This window comes from Enterobacter sp. SA197 (assembly GCF_054131575.1).
Map to the genome: position 1 here is coordinate 4,475,434 of NZ_CP096393.1, position 18,708 is coordinate 4,494,141.

General features: G+C 52.8%; 18 protein-coding genes. 12 read left to right on the forward strand and 6 right to left on the reverse strand.

Translation table 11 applies throughout. The annotated features are described in order from the left end of the window. Window positions 1–17 precede the first annotated feature (17 nt). The 6 genes from rng to csrD all read right to left on the reverse strand — a co-directional run bounded on the left by rng (window position 18) and on the right by csrD (window position 6,919). Window positions 18–1,487, reverse strand: a complete 1,470-nt coding sequence (rng, locus tag M1D91_RS20915) for a ribonuclease G (protein ID WP_437431673.1) — start codon at window positions 1,485–1,487, stop codon at window positions 18–20. Next, on the reverse strand, window positions 1,477–2,070 hold the full coding sequence (locus M1D91_RS20920; protein ID WP_437431672.1) for a Maf family protein: 594 nt from the start codon (window positions 2,068–2,070) through the stop codon (window positions 1,477–1,479). The genes rng and M1D91_RS20920 overlap by 11 nt, the downstream gene beginning before the upstream one ends. A gap of 8 nt (window positions 2,071–2,078) precedes the next feature. Continuing rightward, window positions 2,079–2,567 carry a rod shape-determining protein MreD gene (gene mreD, locus M1D91_RS20925; protein ID WP_437431671.1) on the reverse strand — a complete coding sequence of 163 codons (489 nt, stop codon included), beginning with the start codon at window positions 2,565–2,567 and terminating at the stop codon, window positions 2,079–2,081. After that, window positions 2,567–3,565, reverse strand: coding sequence for a rod shape-determining protein MreC (gene mreC, locus M1D91_RS20930; protein WP_437431670.1), 999 nt, complete (start codon window positions 3,563–3,565; stop codon window positions 2,567–2,569). The genes mreD and mreC overlap by 1 nt, the downstream gene beginning before the upstream one ends. A gap of 63 nt (window positions 3,566–3,628) precedes the next feature. Continuing rightward, window positions 3,629–4,672 carry a rod shape-determining protein MreB gene (gene mreB / locus M1D91_RS20935; RefSeq protein WP_000913396.1) on the reverse strand — a complete coding sequence of 348 codons (1,044 nt, stop codon included), beginning with the start codon at window positions 4,670–4,672 and terminating at the stop codon, window positions 3,629–3,631. A 306-nt stretch (window positions 4,673–4,978) separates the two neighbouring features. After that, a complete protein-coding gene (gene csrD, locus M1D91_RS20940) occupies window positions 4,979–6,919 on the reverse strand; it encodes an RNase E specificity factor CsrD (protein WP_437431669.1) in 1,941 nt (646 codons plus the stop codon). A 290-nt stretch (window positions 6,920–7,209) separates the two neighbouring features. Between csrD and msrP the strand changes: the two genes are divergently transcribed. The 12 genes from msrP (at window position 7,210) to M1D91_RS21000 (ending at window position 18,650) form a co-directional block, all read left to right on the forward strand. Continuing rightward, window positions 7,210–8,211, forward strand: coding sequence for a protein-methionine-sulfoxide reductase catalytic subunit MsrP (msrP, locus tag M1D91_RS20945; RefSeq protein WP_437431797.1), 1,002 nt, complete (start codon window positions 7,210–7,212; stop codon window positions 8,209–8,211). Continuing rightward, window positions 8,212–8,811, forward strand: a complete 600-nt coding sequence (msrQ, locus tag M1D91_RS20950) for a protein-methionine-sulfoxide reductase heme-binding subunit MsrQ (RefSeq protein ID WP_437431668.1) — start codon at window positions 8,212–8,214, stop codon at window positions 8,809–8,811. It abuts the gene before it with no gap. A gap of 550 nt (window positions 8,812–9,361) precedes the next feature. Continuing rightward, entirely contained in the window at window positions 9,362–9,835 is a 474-nt protein-coding gene (accB, locus tag M1D91_RS20955) for an acetyl-CoA carboxylase biotin carboxyl carrier protein (protein WP_437431667.1), read from the forward strand. A 10-nt stretch (window positions 9,836–9,845) separates the two neighbouring features. Then, window positions 9,846–11,195: an acetyl-CoA carboxylase biotin carboxylase subunit gene (gene accC, locus M1D91_RS20960; RefSeq protein WP_457975827.1), complete on the forward strand. Its 1,350-nt coding sequence runs from the start codon at window positions 9,846–9,848 to the stop codon at window positions 11,193–11,195. A 109-nt stretch (window positions 11,196–11,304) separates the two neighbouring features. Then, the gene (locus M1D91_RS20965; RefSeq protein ID WP_437434438.1) at window positions 11,305–11,547 is read left to right on the forward strand and encodes a YhdT family protein; all 243 of its coding nucleotides are present in this window, start codon (window positions 11,305–11,307) and stop codon (window positions 11,545–11,547) included. Next, the gene (panF, locus tag M1D91_RS20970) at window positions 11,537–12,985 is read left to right on the forward strand and encodes a sodium/pantothenate symporter (protein ID WP_437434439.1); all 1,449 of its coding nucleotides are present in this window, start codon (window positions 11,537–11,539) and stop codon (window positions 12,983–12,985) included. The genes M1D91_RS20965 and panF overlap by 11 nt, the downstream gene beginning before the upstream one ends. Window positions 12,986–12,998: 13 nt before the next feature. After that, on the forward strand, window positions 12,999–13,880 hold the full coding sequence (gene prmA, locus M1D91_RS20975; protein ID WP_437434440.1) for a 50S ribosomal protein L11 methyltransferase: 882 nt from the start codon (window positions 12,999–13,001) through the stop codon (window positions 13,878–13,880). Between the two features lie 356 nt (window positions 13,881–14,236). Next, on the forward strand, window positions 14,237–15,202 hold the full coding sequence (dusB, locus tag M1D91_RS20980; RefSeq protein WP_437434441.1) for a tRNA dihydrouridine synthase DusB: 966 nt from the start codon (window positions 14,237–14,239) through the stop codon (window positions 15,200–15,202). 25 nt (window positions 15,203–15,227) lie between these two features. Next, complete coding sequence (gene fis, locus M1D91_RS20985) at window positions 15,228–15,524, forward strand: DNA-binding transcriptional regulator Fis (RefSeq protein WP_000462905.1); 297 nt, start codon at window positions 15,228–15,230, stop codon at window positions 15,522–15,524. Between the two features lie 159 nt (window positions 15,525–15,683). Then, the gene (locus M1D91_RS20990) at window positions 15,684–15,848 is read left to right on the forward strand and encodes a DUF2556 family protein (protein WP_437434442.1); all 165 of its coding nucleotides are present in this window, start codon (window positions 15,684–15,686) and stop codon (window positions 15,846–15,848) included. 143 nt (window positions 15,849–15,991) lie between these two features. Next, the gene (locus M1D91_RS20995; protein ID WP_437434443.1) at window positions 15,992–18,070 is read left to right on the forward strand and encodes a putative bifunctional diguanylate cyclase/phosphodiesterase; all 2,079 of its coding nucleotides are present in this window, start codon (window positions 15,992–15,994) and stop codon (window positions 18,068–18,070) included. A 358-nt stretch (window positions 18,071–18,428) separates the two neighbouring features. After that, complete coding sequence (locus tag M1D91_RS21000; RefSeq protein WP_437434448.1) at window positions 18,429–18,650, forward strand: lipoprotein; 222 nt, start codon at window positions 18,429–18,431, stop codon at window positions 18,648–18,650. Window positions 18,651–18,708: the final 58 nt, after the last annotated feature.

Here is an 18,708-nt window from a genome sequence, read left to right on the forward strand (position 1 = left end):
GAAACCCGTCTTGGGTTTTACATCATTACCACGTCAAACTGCTCCTGATTATAGAGCGGTTCAATTTGTACTTTGACCTGCTTGCCAACAAAGATCTCAACTTCAGCCAGCGCATGGGATTCTTCACCTTTTAAGGTTTCAGCCACCGCAGGAGAAGCATAGACCAGGAATCGATCGGAATCGTAAGCGTGGTGTACACGGACAATCTCCCGCATGATTTCATAGCAGACGGTTTCGACCGTTTTCACCGTGCCGCGCCCGTGGCAGGTTGGACACTCATTGCAGAGCACGTGCTCAACGCTTTCGCGCGTGCGTTTACGTGTCATCTCAACCAGGCCCAGTTGTGAGAAACCGTTGATGCTGGTTTTTACTCTGTCCTTGCTGAGCGCCTGCTCAAGAGAGTGCAGCACGCGGCGACGATGATCTTCATTATTCATATCAATGAAATCGATAATGATGATCCCGCCCAGATTACGTAAACGTAGCTGACGGGCGATGGCCTGCGTCGCTTCGATGTTGGTATTGAAAATGGTGTCGTCAAGATTACGATGCCCCACAAAGGCACCGGTATTGATATCCACCGTGGTCATGGCTTCCGTTTGATCAATGACCAGATAACCGCCCGACTTCAGCTCAACCTTTCTTTCCAGCGCGCGCTGAATTTCATTTTCAACGTCAAAGAGATCAAAGATGGGCTGACGGCCGCTGTAATGCTCAATCTTATTGGTCATTTCCGGCATATATTCGGCGGTAAATTCCAGCAGCATGTCATAGGTCAGGCGGGAGTCGACACGAATACGGTCAAGCTGGGCGTCCGCAAAATCACGCAAAACACGCTGCGCCAGCGCCAGTTCACCGTAGAGTTTGTAGCGTGTCTGGTTGCGTTTTTTACGCTCCATCACCTTCGTCCAGACGCGCTTGAGGTAGGCGGCATCCGAAGAGAGATCGTCTTCACACACGCCTTCGGCGGCGGTACGGATGATAAATCCCCCCTGCTCGTCGCAATATTCCGCCACGACCCTCTTGAGCCTCTCACGCTCGGCTTCACTTTCAATACGCTGAGAGACACCCACGTGTGATGCGCCGGGCATAAACACCAGATAGCGGGAAGGAAGCGTGATGTCGGTAGTGAGGCGCGCGCCTTTGGTCCCCAGCGGATCTTTGACAACCTGAACCATGAGATCCTGGCCCTGACGCACCAGCTCAGAGATATCACGCACCGTGAAGTTCTTCTGCTCTTCGCCTGCCACGCATTCGGTATGGGGCATAATGTCCGAGGCATGAAGAAACGCCGCCTTATCCAGGCCAATATCTACAAATGCCGCCTGCATTCCAGGAAGTACCCGACTTACCCGACCCTTGTAGATATTGCCTACGATCCCGCGACGCGCTTCACGTTCAATGTGGATCTCCTGAAGGATCCCCCCATCGATATAAGCCACGCGTGTTTCTGATGGCGTTACGTTGACTAACAATTCAGCCGTCATGATTCTTTTTTCCCTCGCGAAGTGCGTTAAAGTTGCTCAACAGTTCCCACGTTTCCACCAGCGGCAAACCGACGACGGCATGGTAACTGCCATTAATTTTTCGGACAAAACAGCCACCAGCCCCCTGGATTCCATATGCCCCGGCTTTATCCAGCGGCTCGCCACTCGCCACATAGTTTGCGATGTCATCGTCAGATAACGCACGGAAAGTCACTTCCGTTTCCACGAGGCAATCCAGCAGATGCTGGCGATCCGCCAGCGCTACCGCGGTCAGCACATGATGGGTTTGACCGGAGAGTTGTCGTAACATTTTAGCAGCATGCGAGGAGTCATTCGGTTTTTCAAGCACTTCACCATTAAATATCACAATGGTATCGGCCCCCAGAACCGGCAGGTCGCGCGTGGCCATCGCAACACCTGCCTGCGCTTTTTCACGGGCCAGTCGAAGCACGTAATGGTGGGCGCTCTCCTGCGCCCGACGCTGCTCTTCAATACCGGGGATGATACGTTCGAAACTCACCCCCAATTGGGTGAGCAGTTCCTGACGACGTGGGGAACCGGAGGCAAGCCAGAGAGTTGTCATATAAAACCTTATTGCACGGCAAACTGCTGACGAATCTTACGCATCAACAGGAATATCCACGGCCAGAGCACGCCATTAACAAGACTGCTCCAGAAAATATCGGGCTTAAAAGAGACGTTAATGACTAAAAACTCAGCCCAGAAGATCACCACTTCAGTAGCTAAGGACAGCAGCATGACGACCAACGCCTGCTGCCAGAGTGCCAGATTACGAAACAGCTGATATTTTAGTGCGACCAGATAGGCGACGATGCTAAGAGACAATGCACGCACGCCAAGCGTGGAACCGCTGATGAGATCCAGTATGGCACCCATGGCAAAACCTGTACCCACATTTACGCGGTGCGGCAGTGCCAGAATCCAGTAAAGTAAGATCAGCAGGACCCAGTTAGGCCGGTAGACAAGAATGTCGTCCGGCCAGGGCATAATCTGAAGCAACAGTGCGATAAGAAACGAGAGCCAGATAACCCAGCGCCCCTGGCTACGGTAACTTGCCACTATTGCCCTCCCCCGGAACCAGAAGCAGGCGGTGCAGCAATACCCGTTGCCGGTGCTGGCATCGGCGCCGGTGGCCCCATTGCATCAGGAGACGGAAGCACCTGCGGCATCATCTGCATTAAGCGTTCGTTAGCCACACGATGTACATCTTCAGGTGTCATTGGATTGGTACCATTGCGGTCGGCTCCCCAGAGCAACAGCAAATAGCGCAGGCGTTGCAAGCCCGCCGTTGGACGCGCCTGTATAACGGTATACGCACGCTGCGTATCCAGTTTGACGGATGACACAACGCCCACCGGGTAGCCTTCCGGGAAACGCCCGCCAAGCCCTGAGGTAACCAGCACATCGCCGACGCGGATATCCGTATTGGCAGGCAGGTGTTCCAGTTGCAGGTCATCAGTACAGCCATTACCCGCCGCAATGACGCGAATATCATTACGCAGCACCTGAATAGGCAGCGCATGGGTGGCATCGCAAATCAGTAAAACGCGACTGGTGAGCTTAGCCACCGCAACAACCTGGCCGACTACGCCTTTATCACTGATGACGGGCTGGCCTTCATACACCCCGTTGACGCTGCCCTTGTCAATCACCACCTGGTCGCTGTAAGGATCGTTAACCGTGGAGATAACCTGGGTCACCATTTTTTGTTCGTCCTGACGCAGGGGCGAACCCAGCAGCTCGCGCAGTCGCGCGTTCTCCTGTTTGTATTGACCTAACATCAACAGCTCACTGTTTTTCAGCAGTAGCTCCTGACGTAATGCCCGATTTTCCAGTTCGAGTTGATCGCGCGAGGACAGCGTTTGCGACATGCTGTCTAATAATTCGCGGGGACCATTAGATATAAAATAGAAAGGGCTGACGGCAGTATCCATATACGTTCGAATCTGACTGAACGTACCGAGGCGGCTGTCTGCAATGATAACGCCCAGCGCCACAATCACCGCCAGAAAAAGGCGAATCTGTAGCGACGGGCCACGGCTAAAAATTGGCTTCATAGGCTTTGCGTATTCTCAGGCCAGGGAAACCCGGGACGTGATACGCCCCGAGTCTGACGCAGATTATTCTTCGCTGAACAAATCGCCGCCGTGCATATCGATCATTTCCAGTGCCTTGCCGCCGCCACGCGCTACGCAAGTCAGTGGATCTTCTGCAACTACGACAGGAATCCCTGTCTCTTCCATTAACAGGCGGTCGAGGTTACGCAACAGCGCACCACCACCGGTCAGAACCATGCCGCGCTCGGAGATGTCAGAAGCCAGTTCTGGCGGACACTGTTCCAGGGCCACCATCACGGCACTCACGATACCCGTCAATGGCTCTTGCAGCGCTTCCAGAATTTCATTGGAGTTCAGGGTGAAACCGCGAGGAACACCTTCTGCCAGGTTACGCCCACGCACTTCGATTTCACGCACTTCATCGCCCGGATAGGCAGAACCAATTTCGTGCTTGATACGCTCTGCGGTCGCTTCACCAATCAGAGAGCCGTAGTTACGACGGACATAATTAATGATGGCTTCATCAAAACGGTCACCGCCGATACGCACGGAGGAGGAGTAAACCACGCCATTCAGGGAGATAACGGCAACTTCAGTCGTACCGCCACCAATATCGACCACCATAGAACCGGTTGCTTCAGAAACCGGCAGGCCTGCACCAATGGCGGCCGCCATCGGCTCTTCAATCAGGAAGACTTCACGGGCACCTGCGCCCTGAGCAGATTCACGAATCGCACGACGTTCAACCTGGGTTGCACCAACCGGCACACAGACCAGCACGCGCGGGCTCGGGCGCATAAAGCTGTTGCTGTGGACTTGTTTAATAAAGTGCTGCAGCATTTTTTCCGTCACGAAGAAGTCGGCGATGACACCATCTTTCATCGGGCGAATAGCAGCGATATTGCCCGGAGTACGCCCAAGCATTTGCTTCGCGTCATGACCTACAGCGGCGACACTTTTCGGTGAGCCGGCACGATCCTGACGAATGGCCACTACTGAAGGCTCATTCAATACGATGCCTTGTCCTTTTACATAAATCAGGGTATTCGCAGTACCCAGGTCAATGGACAGGTCATTGGAAAACATGCCACGAAATTTTTTCAACATACTAAGGGATAATCCTGAAAGCTGGGGCGGAAAAATAAAATCCGCTTACTTTACCAACCACACGTAGCAGCGACAAGGCGCAAAAATCATCTGCTACGGTGAAAATTAGTGCAGTTTGTTTCCTTTGTTACAAACAACCTGACTCCTTCAGGGTTTGCCAGTAGCGGGAGCACTCCATGCCCGATGATTGCAACCTGTCAAAGGTTAAAACTCGCGTTTGTGCTGTAACATTCTGGCGGGCAGGCAAGCACACCCCCATTGGACACAGCGCGCATTATTCTACGTGAAAACGACTTAAACGGCAGTTCAAACCGAGTAACTTTGAGAATATTTTTTCACACTGGTATCAAGGGGCTGAGAAGCGGCAATAAAATCGCCCTGACCGCCTGAAACCCCACGTTCAATCAATGTCTGCCACTCGCTACGTGAACGAACGCCGGTGGCGAATACGCGTGTACGCGTTCCTTTGCAGGCCTCCACCAGGCTTTGTACCAGCAATTGATTTTCCGTGCGTTTTTCAATATTTCTTACCAGCCCTGGATGAAGCTTCAATAACTCCACGTCCAGGGCTTTAATCCAACTGGTGCTCACCAGAGTTAAACCCGCTTGCGTAACAGCAATTCGCGCCCCCAGGGCGTTAACTAACCGTACAACGGGCTGTAAGCGACCGATATGTTGACAGACATCTGCCTCTGCAAGTTCAAAAATAATCCGTTTTCGTTGTGATTTTTCACATTGCATCAGGGTGTCACGCAGCCAGCGTTGAAAACGCGGGCGAATAAGGGACTCAACGGTAATCTGCATGGCGAGGTTTTCTTCAGGCCAGTAACCCAGATAGGGAATGAGTCGGCCGATCTGTAAGCGGTCATACTCTTCTGATAATCCGAACTGTAAAACCATGGGCATATATTCCGCAGAAATGACCTCTTGATCCTCATCGTAAATCCGGCACATCAGCTCACGATGGTGTACCTGACCATCGCGATTGACCGCCGGTTTCTGATACACCCGCGGCCCGCCACGGCTAAGCATATTTTCAATGAGGGTCCGCCAGCGTACATTGCCTCGCCCCTGTTCCGGCAGCGAGTCATCATATACTGACCAGCTGTTACCACCCTGCAGACCGGCATTGCGAGTAGCCACTTCCGCATGTTCCATGACCTGTTCCGCTGATTGTCCGCTGCGCCAGGCACAGACGCCGATGTGCATCATGTCCTCCTGGTCGAGCATTTTGCTTCGCGGCAGTCCGTCAAGGGCTCTTAAAATCTGCCCCGCAATGCTCTCCGCTTCTTTTAACGTGCGATGAGGAAGCAGAACCGCAAAATCGCTACGGTGATAGCGCGCAAGCAGGGAGCCCGGGTAGCGCATAATAAAGGTAGAGAGCAGGTTGATGAGCATAAACAGATGCTCTTCCACAACGGCCCTGCCCCAGTTATCCCGGAGTAAATCAAAATCAGGCAGACGTATTAACATCACTACGCCGTGGGCGCCCACTTTTTCCTGATCCTCCAGCAAGGTGGCCAGTTGATTATCAAAAAAGAGACGATTATTGAGTCCGGTTTTCGTGTCCTGGGCGGCGTACGAACGGATCATGGTATCAATATGGCTACGCTGATCGCTGGCGAACTGGATCTCAGCCAGCAGAATATCTAGTGCGCTGCTGGCGCGTGACGGCCATTCATAAACGGACCCCCGCGCTTTTGCTCCCCGTTCGCCGTTCAGAATCCGCGCCGAGCGCATGTCAAGCAGCTCCTGCCCGGCGAGCTGACGACGTAGCCAACGCACGGAGAGGAAAATGATGACCACCATAAAGCCTATCGCCGCCGTGAGCGGAACCGTGGTCAGTAGCGAGCGGAAGTAGTTCGCCATCGGATCCTGATAAACCATAGTAATGGTCATACCGGGATTTTTTAGCGAGCCAATCTTCAGCTCACGGTATTGATAATTGCTGCCCGCCGGGCGATAGCTGCTTTTGCGGGTATGCTCAAGTACCGTTTTTTTGCCCTGACGAATCTCAATGCCCACGATGTCAATAGGCACCATTAATTCATCAAGCTGAGGTTTTAGCGCAGGGAGAGAGGTAAAGATAAGACGAGAGTCAACAACGGCGGCGACGGATTCCACACGATTAGCGACCTTTGACTGAATCGCGTTATAAAAGCTGAGCGAGCTCCCAAGCAGGGTGACAAATATCGCCAGGCCTGTCAGTAGGGTTACAAACGCTGAAAATTTCGTCGTTAATCGCATCCTTGTGTTAACTCCGTAGTGTGAAAGAACGAGGCGCGACTTATTCGGGTGAAAACTGAGTAAGCGCTCACGAGCAAAACGAGCCCGGCATACTAGCAGGGTTAGCGTTTCTGGCAATGGCTATTCCCACCGCCTATGCGAGTATAGCCTTCAGAAAATTTTTGCCAATCATCGGTACGAGTGATGAAAGAGCGAAGGTGACCAGCATCAGGAGTTCAATTTTTCGTGATATTCCTCCGCATGTCTCCACCCCGTGCTACAAGTAATAAAAACAGGGGGACACCATGCACATGCCAAAGAAAAAACTCACTGAAGCTGACGTAACGGCGGAATCCGTATTTATGCTCCGGCGCCGCCAGATCTTAAAGACGCTGGGGATCGGAGCGGCGGCACTCAGCCTCTCTCCCCGTGCGCATGCCGATCTGCTGGACTGGTTTAAGGGCAATGACCGACCCAAAGCGCCTGCCGGCCAACCTCTGACGTTCTCCAGACCTCCGGTGTGGCAAAATGCCTTGACCTTAACGCCGGAAGATAAGGTCACGGGCTATAACAACTTTTATGAGTTTGGTCTGGATAAAGCCGATCCTGCCGCCAATGCGGGCAGCCTGAAAACATCCCCCTGGACCCTAAAGATTGAGGGTGAGGTGGCTAAACCCTTAACGCTTGATCAAGATGATTTAACCAAGCGCTTTGCGCTTGAGGAACGTATCTACCGGATGCGCTGTGTGGAGGCCTGGTCGATGGTCGTTCCCTGGATAGGTTTTCCGCTTCACAAACTGCTGGCACTGGTTGAACCCACCAGCAATGCTAAATATGTGGCTTTTCAGACGTTGTACTCCCCGGAGGTGATGCCCGGTCAGAAAGATCGTTTCATCGGCGGCGGTCTTGAATACCCGTATGTGGAAGGATTACGTATAGATGAAGCGATGCATCCTCTGACGCTACTATCGGTCGGAGTTTATGGCAAAGCACTACCGCCTCAAAACGGCGCACCTGTTCGTCTGACGGTCCCCTGGAAGTATGGCTTTAAAGGTATTAAATCTGTCGTGAGCATTAAACTGACCAGTAAACGGCCCCCGACGACATGGAATCTTGCGGCACCTGACGAATATGGCTTCTTCGCTAACGTAAACCCGCATGTTGATCACCCTCGCTGGTCGCAGGCGACAGAGCGTTTCATTGGTTCAGGCGGCGTGCTGGATGTGAAACGTCAGCCCACCCTGTTGTTTAACGGCTATGCCGATGAAGTGGCCTCACTTTACCGGGGTCTGGATCTGCGGGAGAATTTCTGAGTGCGATTAACAGCGAAGCACATCACCTGCCTTAAAGTGGCGCTGCATCTTGCGGGATTTCTGCCGGTTGTCTGGCTGTTCTGGGCAGCCTCCCAGGGCTATTTCAGTGCCGATCCTGCCAAAGATATTCAGCATTTTACCGGGCGAATGGCGCTGAAGTTTCTTCTTGCGGGGCTTCTGGTTACGCCACTGGCGCGCTATGGTCGTCAACCGCTCCTGATTCGCACGCGCCGTTTACTCGGTTTATGGTGTTTTGCCTGGGCCACGCTGCACCTGACCAGTTATGCTCTGCTTGAGCTTGGCCTCAGTAACCTGACACTGTTAGCCCAGGAATTGACCACACGACCCTATCTGATGCTGGGGATTGTCAGTTGGCTTATACTGCTTGCTTTAGCCGCCACCTCAACCCAATGGGCGCAGCGAAAATTAGGCAAACGCTGGCAACAATTGCATAACTTCGTTTATCTGGTGGCGATCCTGGCCCCCATCCATTACCTGTGGTCCGTGAAGATAATATCCCCGCAGCCCCTTCTGTACGCTGCCTTCGCCGTTGTACTTTTAGCGTGGCGATACAAGAAGTTCCGCCAGTGGTGGCGATAATCCTGCCGGGGCATGACGGCCCCTCAATGCGTACTCTTCAACCGGCAGAGTAATGCTGGCGGTTGATAATCTTCCCTGATAAGACCAGTATTTAGCTGCCAAATGCTACGAAATCGTTATAATGTGCGACTTTGGTTTTCCCGTCAGGGTTTTTAAGACCCTGAATGAGTGACAACCATGCAACTTAGGTATATTTTGTATTTTACCGGAAGTTTGCAGGAGATAGCAGCACGTTGTCGGCTAAATTGCTGATTGCACGTCCCTGCCTTCTGACGTTATTGTGTCAGGGACGGGCAAGCATGGGTAAGGCGACACCGGGTAAGTATTCATCGACCGAATTCATCAGGCTAAAGATGGTATCGACTCTACCCTGATCAATACGGCCGCGTTGACGCCAACCGGTATTGTCACCCGCTCTGCCACCATGCTTCTCTCCGGTATCGCTGTAAGTGCCACCTGTATATCCGGCGCTTGCGGCTATTCAAACGCGTTACAGACGGCGGTAAAACGCCTGTCACAATCAAACTAAACAAGAGTACGGAACCCACTCATGGATATTCGTAAGATTAAAAAACTGATCGAACTGGTTGAAGAATCAGGCATCGCTGAACTGGAAATTTCTGAAGGCGAAGAGTCTGTACGTATCAGCCGCGCACCGGTAGCACCCGCTTATCCGATGATGCAGCAGGCTTATGCGGCACCGGTTATGCAGCAGCCAGCGCCTGCGCTTGCTGGCGCAGTAGCGTCTGCCGCTCCGGCAGTAGTGGAATCTGCACCTGCACAAATCAGTGGTCACATCGTACGTTCCCCGATGGTCGGGACTTTCTACCGCACCCCGAGCCCGGATGCGAAAGCATTCTGCGAAGTGGGCCAGAAAGTCAACGTGGGCGACACGCTCTGCATCGTTGAAGCGATGAAAATGATGAACCAGATCGAAGCTGATAAAGCGGGCGTGGTGAAAGCCATCCTGATCGAGAGCGGTCAACCTGTCGAATTCGACGAGCCGCTGGTCATCATCGAATAACGAGGCGAAGATGCTGGAAAAAATTGTCATCGCAAACCGTGGCGAGATTGCCCTGCGAATTCTGCGTGCCTGTAAAGAGCTGGGCATCCGGACTGTCGCCGTGCACTCCACCGCGGACCGCGATTTAAAACACGTACTGCTGGCGGATGAGACGGTCTGCATTGGCCCGGCCCAGTCCGTTAAAAGCTACCTGAACATCCCGGCTATTATTGCTGCGGCTGAAATCACCGGCGCTGAAGCTATCCATCCCGGCTATGGTTTTCTCTCCGAGAACGCCAACTTTGCCGAGCAGGTTGAACGGTCCGGCTTTATTTTCATCGGCCCGAAAGCAGACACCATTCGTCTGATGGGCGACAAGGTCTCCGCCATCACCGCCATGAAACAGGCTGGCGTACCGACCGTACCGGGCTCCGACGGCCCGCTGACCGACGATATGGATCTTAACCGTGCCCATGCGAAACGCATCGGCTACCCGGTTATCATCAAGGCGTCCGGCGGCGGCGGCGGTCGCGGTATGCGCGTGGTGCGCAGCGACGCCGAGCTGGCACAGTCCATCTCCATGACCAAAGCGGAAGCCAAAGCGGCCTTCAACAACGACATGGTCTACATGGAGAAGTACCTGGAAAACCCGCGCCACATTGAGATTCAGGTGCTGGCAGACGGTCAGGGCAACGCGATTTATCTGGCCGAGCGCGACTGCTCCATGCAGCGTCGCCACCAGAAAGTGGTTGAAGAGGCGCCGGCACCGGGGATCACTCCGGAACTGCGCAGCTTCATCGGTGACCGCTGCGCGAAAGCGTGCGTGGACATCGGCTACCGTGGCGCGGGTACTTTTGAGTTCCTGTTTGAGAACGGTGAGTTCTACTTCATCGAAATGAACACCCGTATTCAGGTGGAGCATCCGGTTACCGAGATGATCACCGGCGTGGACCTCATCAAAGAGCAGCTGCGTATTGCTGCCGGTCAGCCGCTCTCCATCAGACAGGAAGATGTGGTGGTGAAAGGCCATGCGGTGGAGTGCCGTATCAACGCCGAAGACCCGAACACCTTCCTGCCGAGCCCGGGTAAAATCACCCGTTTCCACGCGCCAGGCGGTTTTGGCGTGCGCTGGGAGTCCCATATTTACGCCGGTTACACCGTACCGCCGTACTATGACTCCATGATCGGCAAGCTTATCTGCTTTGGCGAAACCCGTGACGTGGCGATTGCCCGCATGAAGAACGCCCTGCAGGAGCTCATCATCGACGGCATCAAAACCAACGTGGATCTGCAGACCCGTATCATGAACGACGAGAAGTTCCAGCAGGGTGGCACCAACATCCACTATCTGGAGAAGAAACTCGGTCTGAACGAGAAGTAAGCCCGTTTTTAGCGCTAAAAGGCCGGATATTCCGGCCTTTTTTTATTTCTGGGGATTAGAAAGCCCCATAAGGTACAATCCCCGCTTTCTTCATCCACAAGGGACAAATATGGACACGCGTTTTGTTCAGGCCCACAAAGAGGCGCGCTGGGCGCTGTGGCTGACCCTTCTTTATCTTGCTGCATGGTTAGTAACTGCTTACTTACCTGATTCCACCCTGGGCATAACCGGTTTGCCCCACTGGTTTGAAATGGCCTGTCTCCTGATGCCATTAGTGTTTATCCTGCTCTGCTGGGCGATGGTGCGTATTGTCTTCCGCGATATTTCTCTGGAGGATACAGATGCATCCTGAAGTCATCATTCCACTGATTGCCTACATGCTTATTGTCTTCGGCCTGTCGGTTTATGCCATGCGCCAGCGTAAGGCAGGCACGTTCCTGACGGAATATTTTTTGGGCAGCCGTTCGATGGGCGGCATGGTGCTGGCCATGACCCTGACAACCTCGTACATCAGTGCCAGCTCCTTTATTGGCGGACCGGGGGCGGCCTATAAATATGGCCTCGGCTGGGTATTGCTGGCGATGATACAGGTACCGACCATCTGGCTATCGCTGGGCGTGCTGGGTAAAAAATTTGCCATACTTGCCCGCCGCTACAATGCCATCACCCTCAACGATATGCTGCTGGCACGTTACCAGAGCCGTCTGCTGGTATGGGTGGCGAGTATCAGCTTACTGGTCGCCTTTGTCGGCGCTATTGCCGTGCAGTTTATTGGCGGTGCACGTCTGCTGGAGACGGCTGCCGGCATTAAGTACGAATCAGGCCTGCTTATCTTTGGCATCAGTATTGCCCTCTATACGGCCTTTGGCGGCTTTCGCGCCAGCGTACTCAACGACACCATGCAGGGTATGGTGATGTTGATTGGCACCCTCGTACTGCTGGTTGGCGTCGTCTATGCGGCAGGCGGCCTGCACAGTGCAGTGGATAAATTGCAGCACATTGACCCGCAGCTGGTCTCCCCTCAGGGTGGTGATGGTATTCTTACGCCTGCCTTTATGACCTCATTCTGGGTGCTGGTCTGTTTCGGTGTGATCGGCCTTCCTCATACCGCCGTGCGCTGCATCTCCTATAAGGACAGCAAAGCCGTTCACCGGGGCATTATCATCGGCACGATAGTAGTGACCCTGCTGATGCTGGGAATGCATCTCGCTGGGGCGCTGGGCCGTGCGGTGATACCGGATTTAAAAGTGCCTGACCTGGTCATCCCTACATTAATGGTAAAGGTGCTGCCGCCTCTTGCCGCAGGGATCTTTCTGGCCGCGCCTATGGCCGCTATTATGTCTAATGTGAATGCGCACCTTTTGCAGGCATCCGCGACGATCATTAAAGATCTCTGGCTCAATTCCCGACCAGAACAGATCCACAATGAGCTGCGCCTGAAGCGTATTTCTATGGCCATCACCCTTATTCTGGGGATCTTTATGATGCTGGCCGCATGGCATCCGCCTGAAATGATCATCTGGCTAAACCTGCTGGCTTTTGGCGGACTGGAAGCCGTCTTCCTGTGGCCGCTGGTGCTGGGCCTCTACTGGGAACGTGCAAATGCAACCGGGGCGCTGAGCAGCATGTTTACCGGCGGTATCCTGTATGCCGTCCTGGCCACCTGGAATATACATTTTCTTGGACTGCACCCTATCGTGCCGTCACTGGTTTTAAGTTTGTTGGCCTTTTTCGTCGGAAACCGTTTTGGTCGGCCCGCCGCACAAACCAACGCCCTTTCTCTGAACTAACAAAGAGTTTCTTATGCCGTGGATCCAACTGAAGTTAAATACGACTGGCGCAAATGCCGAAGAACTGAGCGACGCGTTAATGGAAGCGGGTTCTGTCTCCATTACCTTCCAGGACACGCACGATACGCCGGTGTTTGAGCCGCTGCCGGGTGAAACGCGTCTGTGGGGCGATACTGATGTTATCGGCCTGTTTGATGCAGAGACCGACATGAGCGACGTCGTCGCGATGCTGGAACAGCATCCGTTGCTGGGCACGGGTTTCGTGCATAAGATCGAACAGATCGAAGATAAGGACTGGGAGCGCGAGTGGATGGAAAACTTCCATCCAATGCAGTTTGGTAAGCGCCTTTGGATATGCCCAAGCTGGCGCGACGTTCCGGATGAAAACGCCGTCAATGTGATGCTCGATCCAGGTCTGGCCTTCGGTACAGGTACACACCCAACGACCTCGCTGTGTCTGCAATGGCTGGATGGACTCGATTTAACCGGCAAGACCGTTATTGATTTCGGCTGCGGCTCCGGCATCCTGGCTATTGCAGCGCTGAAGCTGGGCGCGGCGAAAGCGATAGGTATTGATATCGATCCCCAGGCAATCCAGGCAAGCCGTGACAACGCCGAGCGTAATGGCGTGTCCGACCGTCTGGCACTTTATCTGCCTCAGGATCAACCCGAGGCAATGCAAGCGGATGTGGTCGTAGCAAATATTCTGGCAGGGCCGTTGCGCGAGCTGGCACCCCTGATTAGCGTGCTGCCCGTTTCAGGCGGTCTGTTGGGCCTCTCCGGTATCCTTGCCAGCCAGGCGGAAGACGTCTGCCAGGCCTACCGCGATAACTTCACCCTCGATGCCGTCGTGGAAAAAGAAGAGTGGTGCCGGATTACCGGTCAGAAACGCTGAATGCTCCCGCCCTGAGAGGCACGTGATTCATTGACCGTAATAATCTTTCTGAAGGCGAAATTGAGAGTAAGATCTCATTTTCGCCTTCTTTTTTGTCTATTAAAACAGCAAATTATCCCGATTATCACCGCCTGAACGAAGAAAAAATGAGAAGTTTAAGGAAATTATATTTGTTCATAATTTCGCCCATCAAAACTAACAGAATGATTTATAAGAAAATATAATTCATCGCTCCGGCTTTAGCGTGCATTCATTGATCTGCGACAGTGGATTGCTCAAAGTTTGGCCTTTCATCTCGTGCAAAAAATGCGTAAGATACGCCGCCTTGCAGTCACAGTATGGTCATTTCTTAACTCATGCGCATCGGACACCACCAGCTTAGAAATCGCCTGATCGCAGCGCCCATGGCTGGCATTACTGACAGACCATTTCGGACGTTGTGCTACGAGATGGGGGCAGGTTTAACCGTATCCGAGATGATGTCGTCTAACCCTCAGGTGTGGGAAAGCGACAAGTCCCGACTGCGGATGGTGCATGTAGATGAGCCAGGTATTCGCACCGTGCAAATTGCAGGGAGCGATCCGGATGAGATGGCGGATGCCGCCCGCATTAATGTGGAAAGCGGTGCCCAGATTATTGATATCAATATGGGCTGTCCGGCTAAGAAAGTGAATCGCAAGCTTGCGGGCTCCGCCCTGCTGCAACACCCGGATTTGGTGAAGTCTATCCTGACCGGCGTGGTAAAAGCGGTGGACGTGCCCGTCACGCTCAAGATTCGCACTGGCTGGGCTCCGGAACATCGTAACTGCGTAGAGATTGCCCAACTGGCTGAAGACTGTGGCATTCAGGCTCTGACCATTCATGGACGCACCCGCGCCTGTTTGTTCAATGGAGACGCTGAGTACGACAGCATTCGGGCAGTTAAGCAGAAAGTTTCCATTCCGATTATCGCGAATGGTGACATCACTGACCCGCTTAAAGCCAGAGCTGTACTCGACTATACGGGGGCTGATGCCCTGATGATAGGCCGTGCAGCTCAGGGAAGACCCTGGATCTTTCGGGAAATCCAGCATTATCTGGACACTGGGGAGCTGCTTGCTCCGCTGCCTTTGGCAGAAGTAAAGCGCTTGCTTTGTGCGCACGTTCGGGAGTTGCATGACTTTTACGGTCAGGCAAAAGGTTACCGAATTGCGCGCAAACACGTCTCCTGGTATCTCCAGGAGCATGCTCCAAATGACCAGTTTCGGCGCACATTCAACGCCCTTGAGGACGCCAGCGAACAGCTGGAGGCGTTGGAGGCATACTTCGAAAATTTTGCGTAAACAGAAATAAAGAGCTGACAGAACTATGTTCGAACAACGCGTAAATTCTGACGTACTGACCGTTTCTACCGTTAACTCTCAGGATCAGGTAACCCAAAAACCTCTGCGTGACTCGGTAAAGCAGGCACTGAAGAACTATTTTGCTCAACTGAATGGTCAGGATGTTAATGACCTGTATGAGCTGGTACTGGCTGAGGTAGAACAGCCTCTGTTGGACATGGTGATGCAATACACCCGTGGTAACCAGACCCGCGCTGCCCTGATGATGGGCATCAACCGTGGTACGCTGCGTAAGAAACTGAAAAAATACGGCATGAACTGATACCTGTCAGAGACTGCTTCTAAAAAGGCGCGAACCGGCATGGGGACGCGCCTTTTTTATTGCCATTGCAGCCATAAAAAACTTCTCTTGCCTCATCTTTCCCCGCAGGTGATTTCGTGTATATTCGCAACGGTTAAATGCGAGATAAGGATATGCGGAATGATTCGAAAGTACTTCTGGCTGGTTATTTTTGCCCTGTCCGTTTTGTTGCTGGATTCGGTACTCATGCAGTGGATCGAGTTTCTGACGACAGAAGTCGATAAGTGCCGAAACATGAATTCCGTCAATCCACTTAAACTGGTGAACTGTACCGAGCTCGACTGACAGCTGCTCAGGTGCACTGTCTCCTGCGTGCTCAGGGATATCTACCTGGTTGTGCCATCCCCTCCGGATAGCCGTGTCTCAGCCTTTTCGCCCAAACAAATGTAGTTAGCGTAACGCTTTTTTGTGAATGAGTTGATGACATCATGCTGGTTAGCCAATACGACCAAATCCTTGTTGTTGTATCTTTTATTGTTGCCATTCTGGCATCTTATACCGCTCTGAATATGGCAGGCCGGGTCTCCACCAGCACCGGTTGTACCGCATGGGTCTGGTTGAGTGGCGGTGGGGTGGCGATGGGCATCGGCATTTGGGCCATGCATTTTATCGGCATGCTGGCTATGGATATGTCCATGCACCTGCGCTATGACCCGCTCCTTACCGCCCTCTCGATGGTCATTGCCATCAGCGCCTCTCTCTTTGCGCTATGGCTGGTCAGCGGTGTGGACTTAACGCTGCATCGCCTGCTACCTGGCGCTTTCATCATGGGCTCGGGTATTGCTGCCATGCACTACACGGGCATGGCGGCATTACAGGTCACGCCCGCCATCGAATGGGACATGACCTGGGTTGCCATCTCTGTCATTATTGCCCTGCTCTCCTCCTTCGCCGCCTTGTGGTTGACCTTCCGCTTGCGCCACGAGGCCGCCCAGGTTGCCCTGATGCGTTTCGGTGCCGCGATTTTAATGGGTTTAGCCATCGCCGGGATGCACTACAGCGGAATGATGGCCGCACGTTTTCCGAATGATGATCCTATGGGGCATCATGGGGTTAATGGTAACTGGCTGGCGGTACTGGTCAGCGTCGTCGCTTTTTCGATTTTGGGTATTACGTTACTCGTCTCTATGCTGGATGCGCGCCTTCAGGCCCGCACCTCACTTCTGGCCTCTTCTCTTGCTGAAGCCAACCGTGAACTTGCGCAGCTTGCCCTTCACGACACCCTGACGCGTCTTCCCAACCGTGTGTTATTAGAAGACCGCCTGGATCAGGCCATCAATAAAGCGCGCCGGGAAGGTAATTTTTTTGCGCTGATGTTTATGGATCTGGATGGCTTTAAAACGGTTAATGACGCTTACGGTCACGATGTCGGAGATAAACTGCTCATTGCGGTGGCCGAGCGGCTTAAGCAGCAACTTAACGGGCAGTACACGCTGGCGCGCATGGGCGGAGACGAGTTCGTCCTGCTCACGGAGGTCACTGCGCCTGATGAAGCTGCAACCCTTGCAGCTTCGCTGGTACGAATCATTGATAAGCCCTTTAATATTGACCCCTACGATATGATGGTCACCCTGAGCGTCGGCATCGCCCTCTACCCGCATGATGGTAAAAACGAACGTGAACTCATGTTTAACGCTGATGCGGCGATGTATCACACCAAGCACATGGGGCGTAACGGCTATCACTTCTTCCAGCCGTCGATGAATACTCTTGCGCAAACACAGCTTCAGTTGATGAATGATTTATGGCTTGCAACCGAGCGTAAAGAGTTCCGCCTTGTTTATCAGCCAAAGTTTCAGGCTCCCGCAGGACCCATTATCGGTTTTGAAGCTCTTTTGCGCTGGCAGCATCCGAAACTCGGCCTGCTCGCCCCTGACACCTTCCTGCCCCTGGCGGAAAAAACAGGGTTGATTGTGCCTTTGGGAAACTGGGTCATTGACGAAGCCTGCCGGCAACTGAGTGAATGGCGCCAGCAGGGCAATACTGACTGGTCCGTGGCGGTGAATCTCTCAACACTCCAGTTTGAGCAGCCTTCACTGGTTCAAACCATCATGGACAGCCTGAATAAGCACAATGTTCCGCCGGATACCTTAATTCTGGAAGTCACCGAAACCACGGCGATGACCAATCCCGATGAGAGCGTACGCGTGCTGACATTATTAACAGAAGCTGGCGTACAGGCCTCTATAGATGACTTTGGTACAGGCTATTCCAGCCTGCTCTACCTTAAGCGCCTGCCGGCATGCGAACTTAAAATTGACAGAGCTTTCGTGCGTGAGCTGAGTAGTGAAGGGGATGATGCAACCATTGTTTCTGCCATTGTTGCGCTGGCCAAAACCTTGAATTTAAAAATAGTGGCTGAAGGGGTTGAGACAACGGAGCAACAGGCCTTTCTTACCGAACTGGGTTGTAACACCCTGCAAGGTTATCTTCTGGGCAGGCCGGTATCAGCAGAGGTCATCAGCGCAAAGGGTAATGCATTATATTCGTCACGACCTTCCGCATAAATAATACGGCATAATTAAATGGCGAATTAATACCTCTTTTTAATGTCCCGCATGTTTCCTGTAAACATGCGGCACCATTTAAAGCGGTAATTTTAGTAAAATCAACGAATCGGAAATAAACGCATCCTCTAATACTCAGATTAATCTATATAAGGCGGCATTTAATTTTTATAAACTTCATTATTTCTACATGATGTAGCCTGTTTCCGTTTTTTCTCTCCATGATTTTTACATTGTTCATACTTTGAGATTATTGATCTAAGGTATTTCCATCCTGCTGAATGGTAAAATCAGGCTTCGATTCTGGACTGGTATCGCATGAGTAGATATCAGGATCGTGATTATCAGAGGTAAGATGATGAAAAAATTCATTTCAGTTGCACTGCTCACTGCATTACTGGCAGGTTGTGCACATGATTCGCCCTGCGTACCGACTTATGATGATCAAGGTCGTCTGGTGCATACCAATACCTGTATGAAGGGCACAACCCAGGATAACTGGGAGACCGCAGGTGCTATCGCCGGTGGCGCAGCAGCTCTTGCGGGGCTGACGCTCGGTATCGTCGCCCTGACCAAATAGGGCTCGTCATTCATAAAAGCGCGGGCTTACCGCGCTTTGCGTTATTACGGTGCAAAAA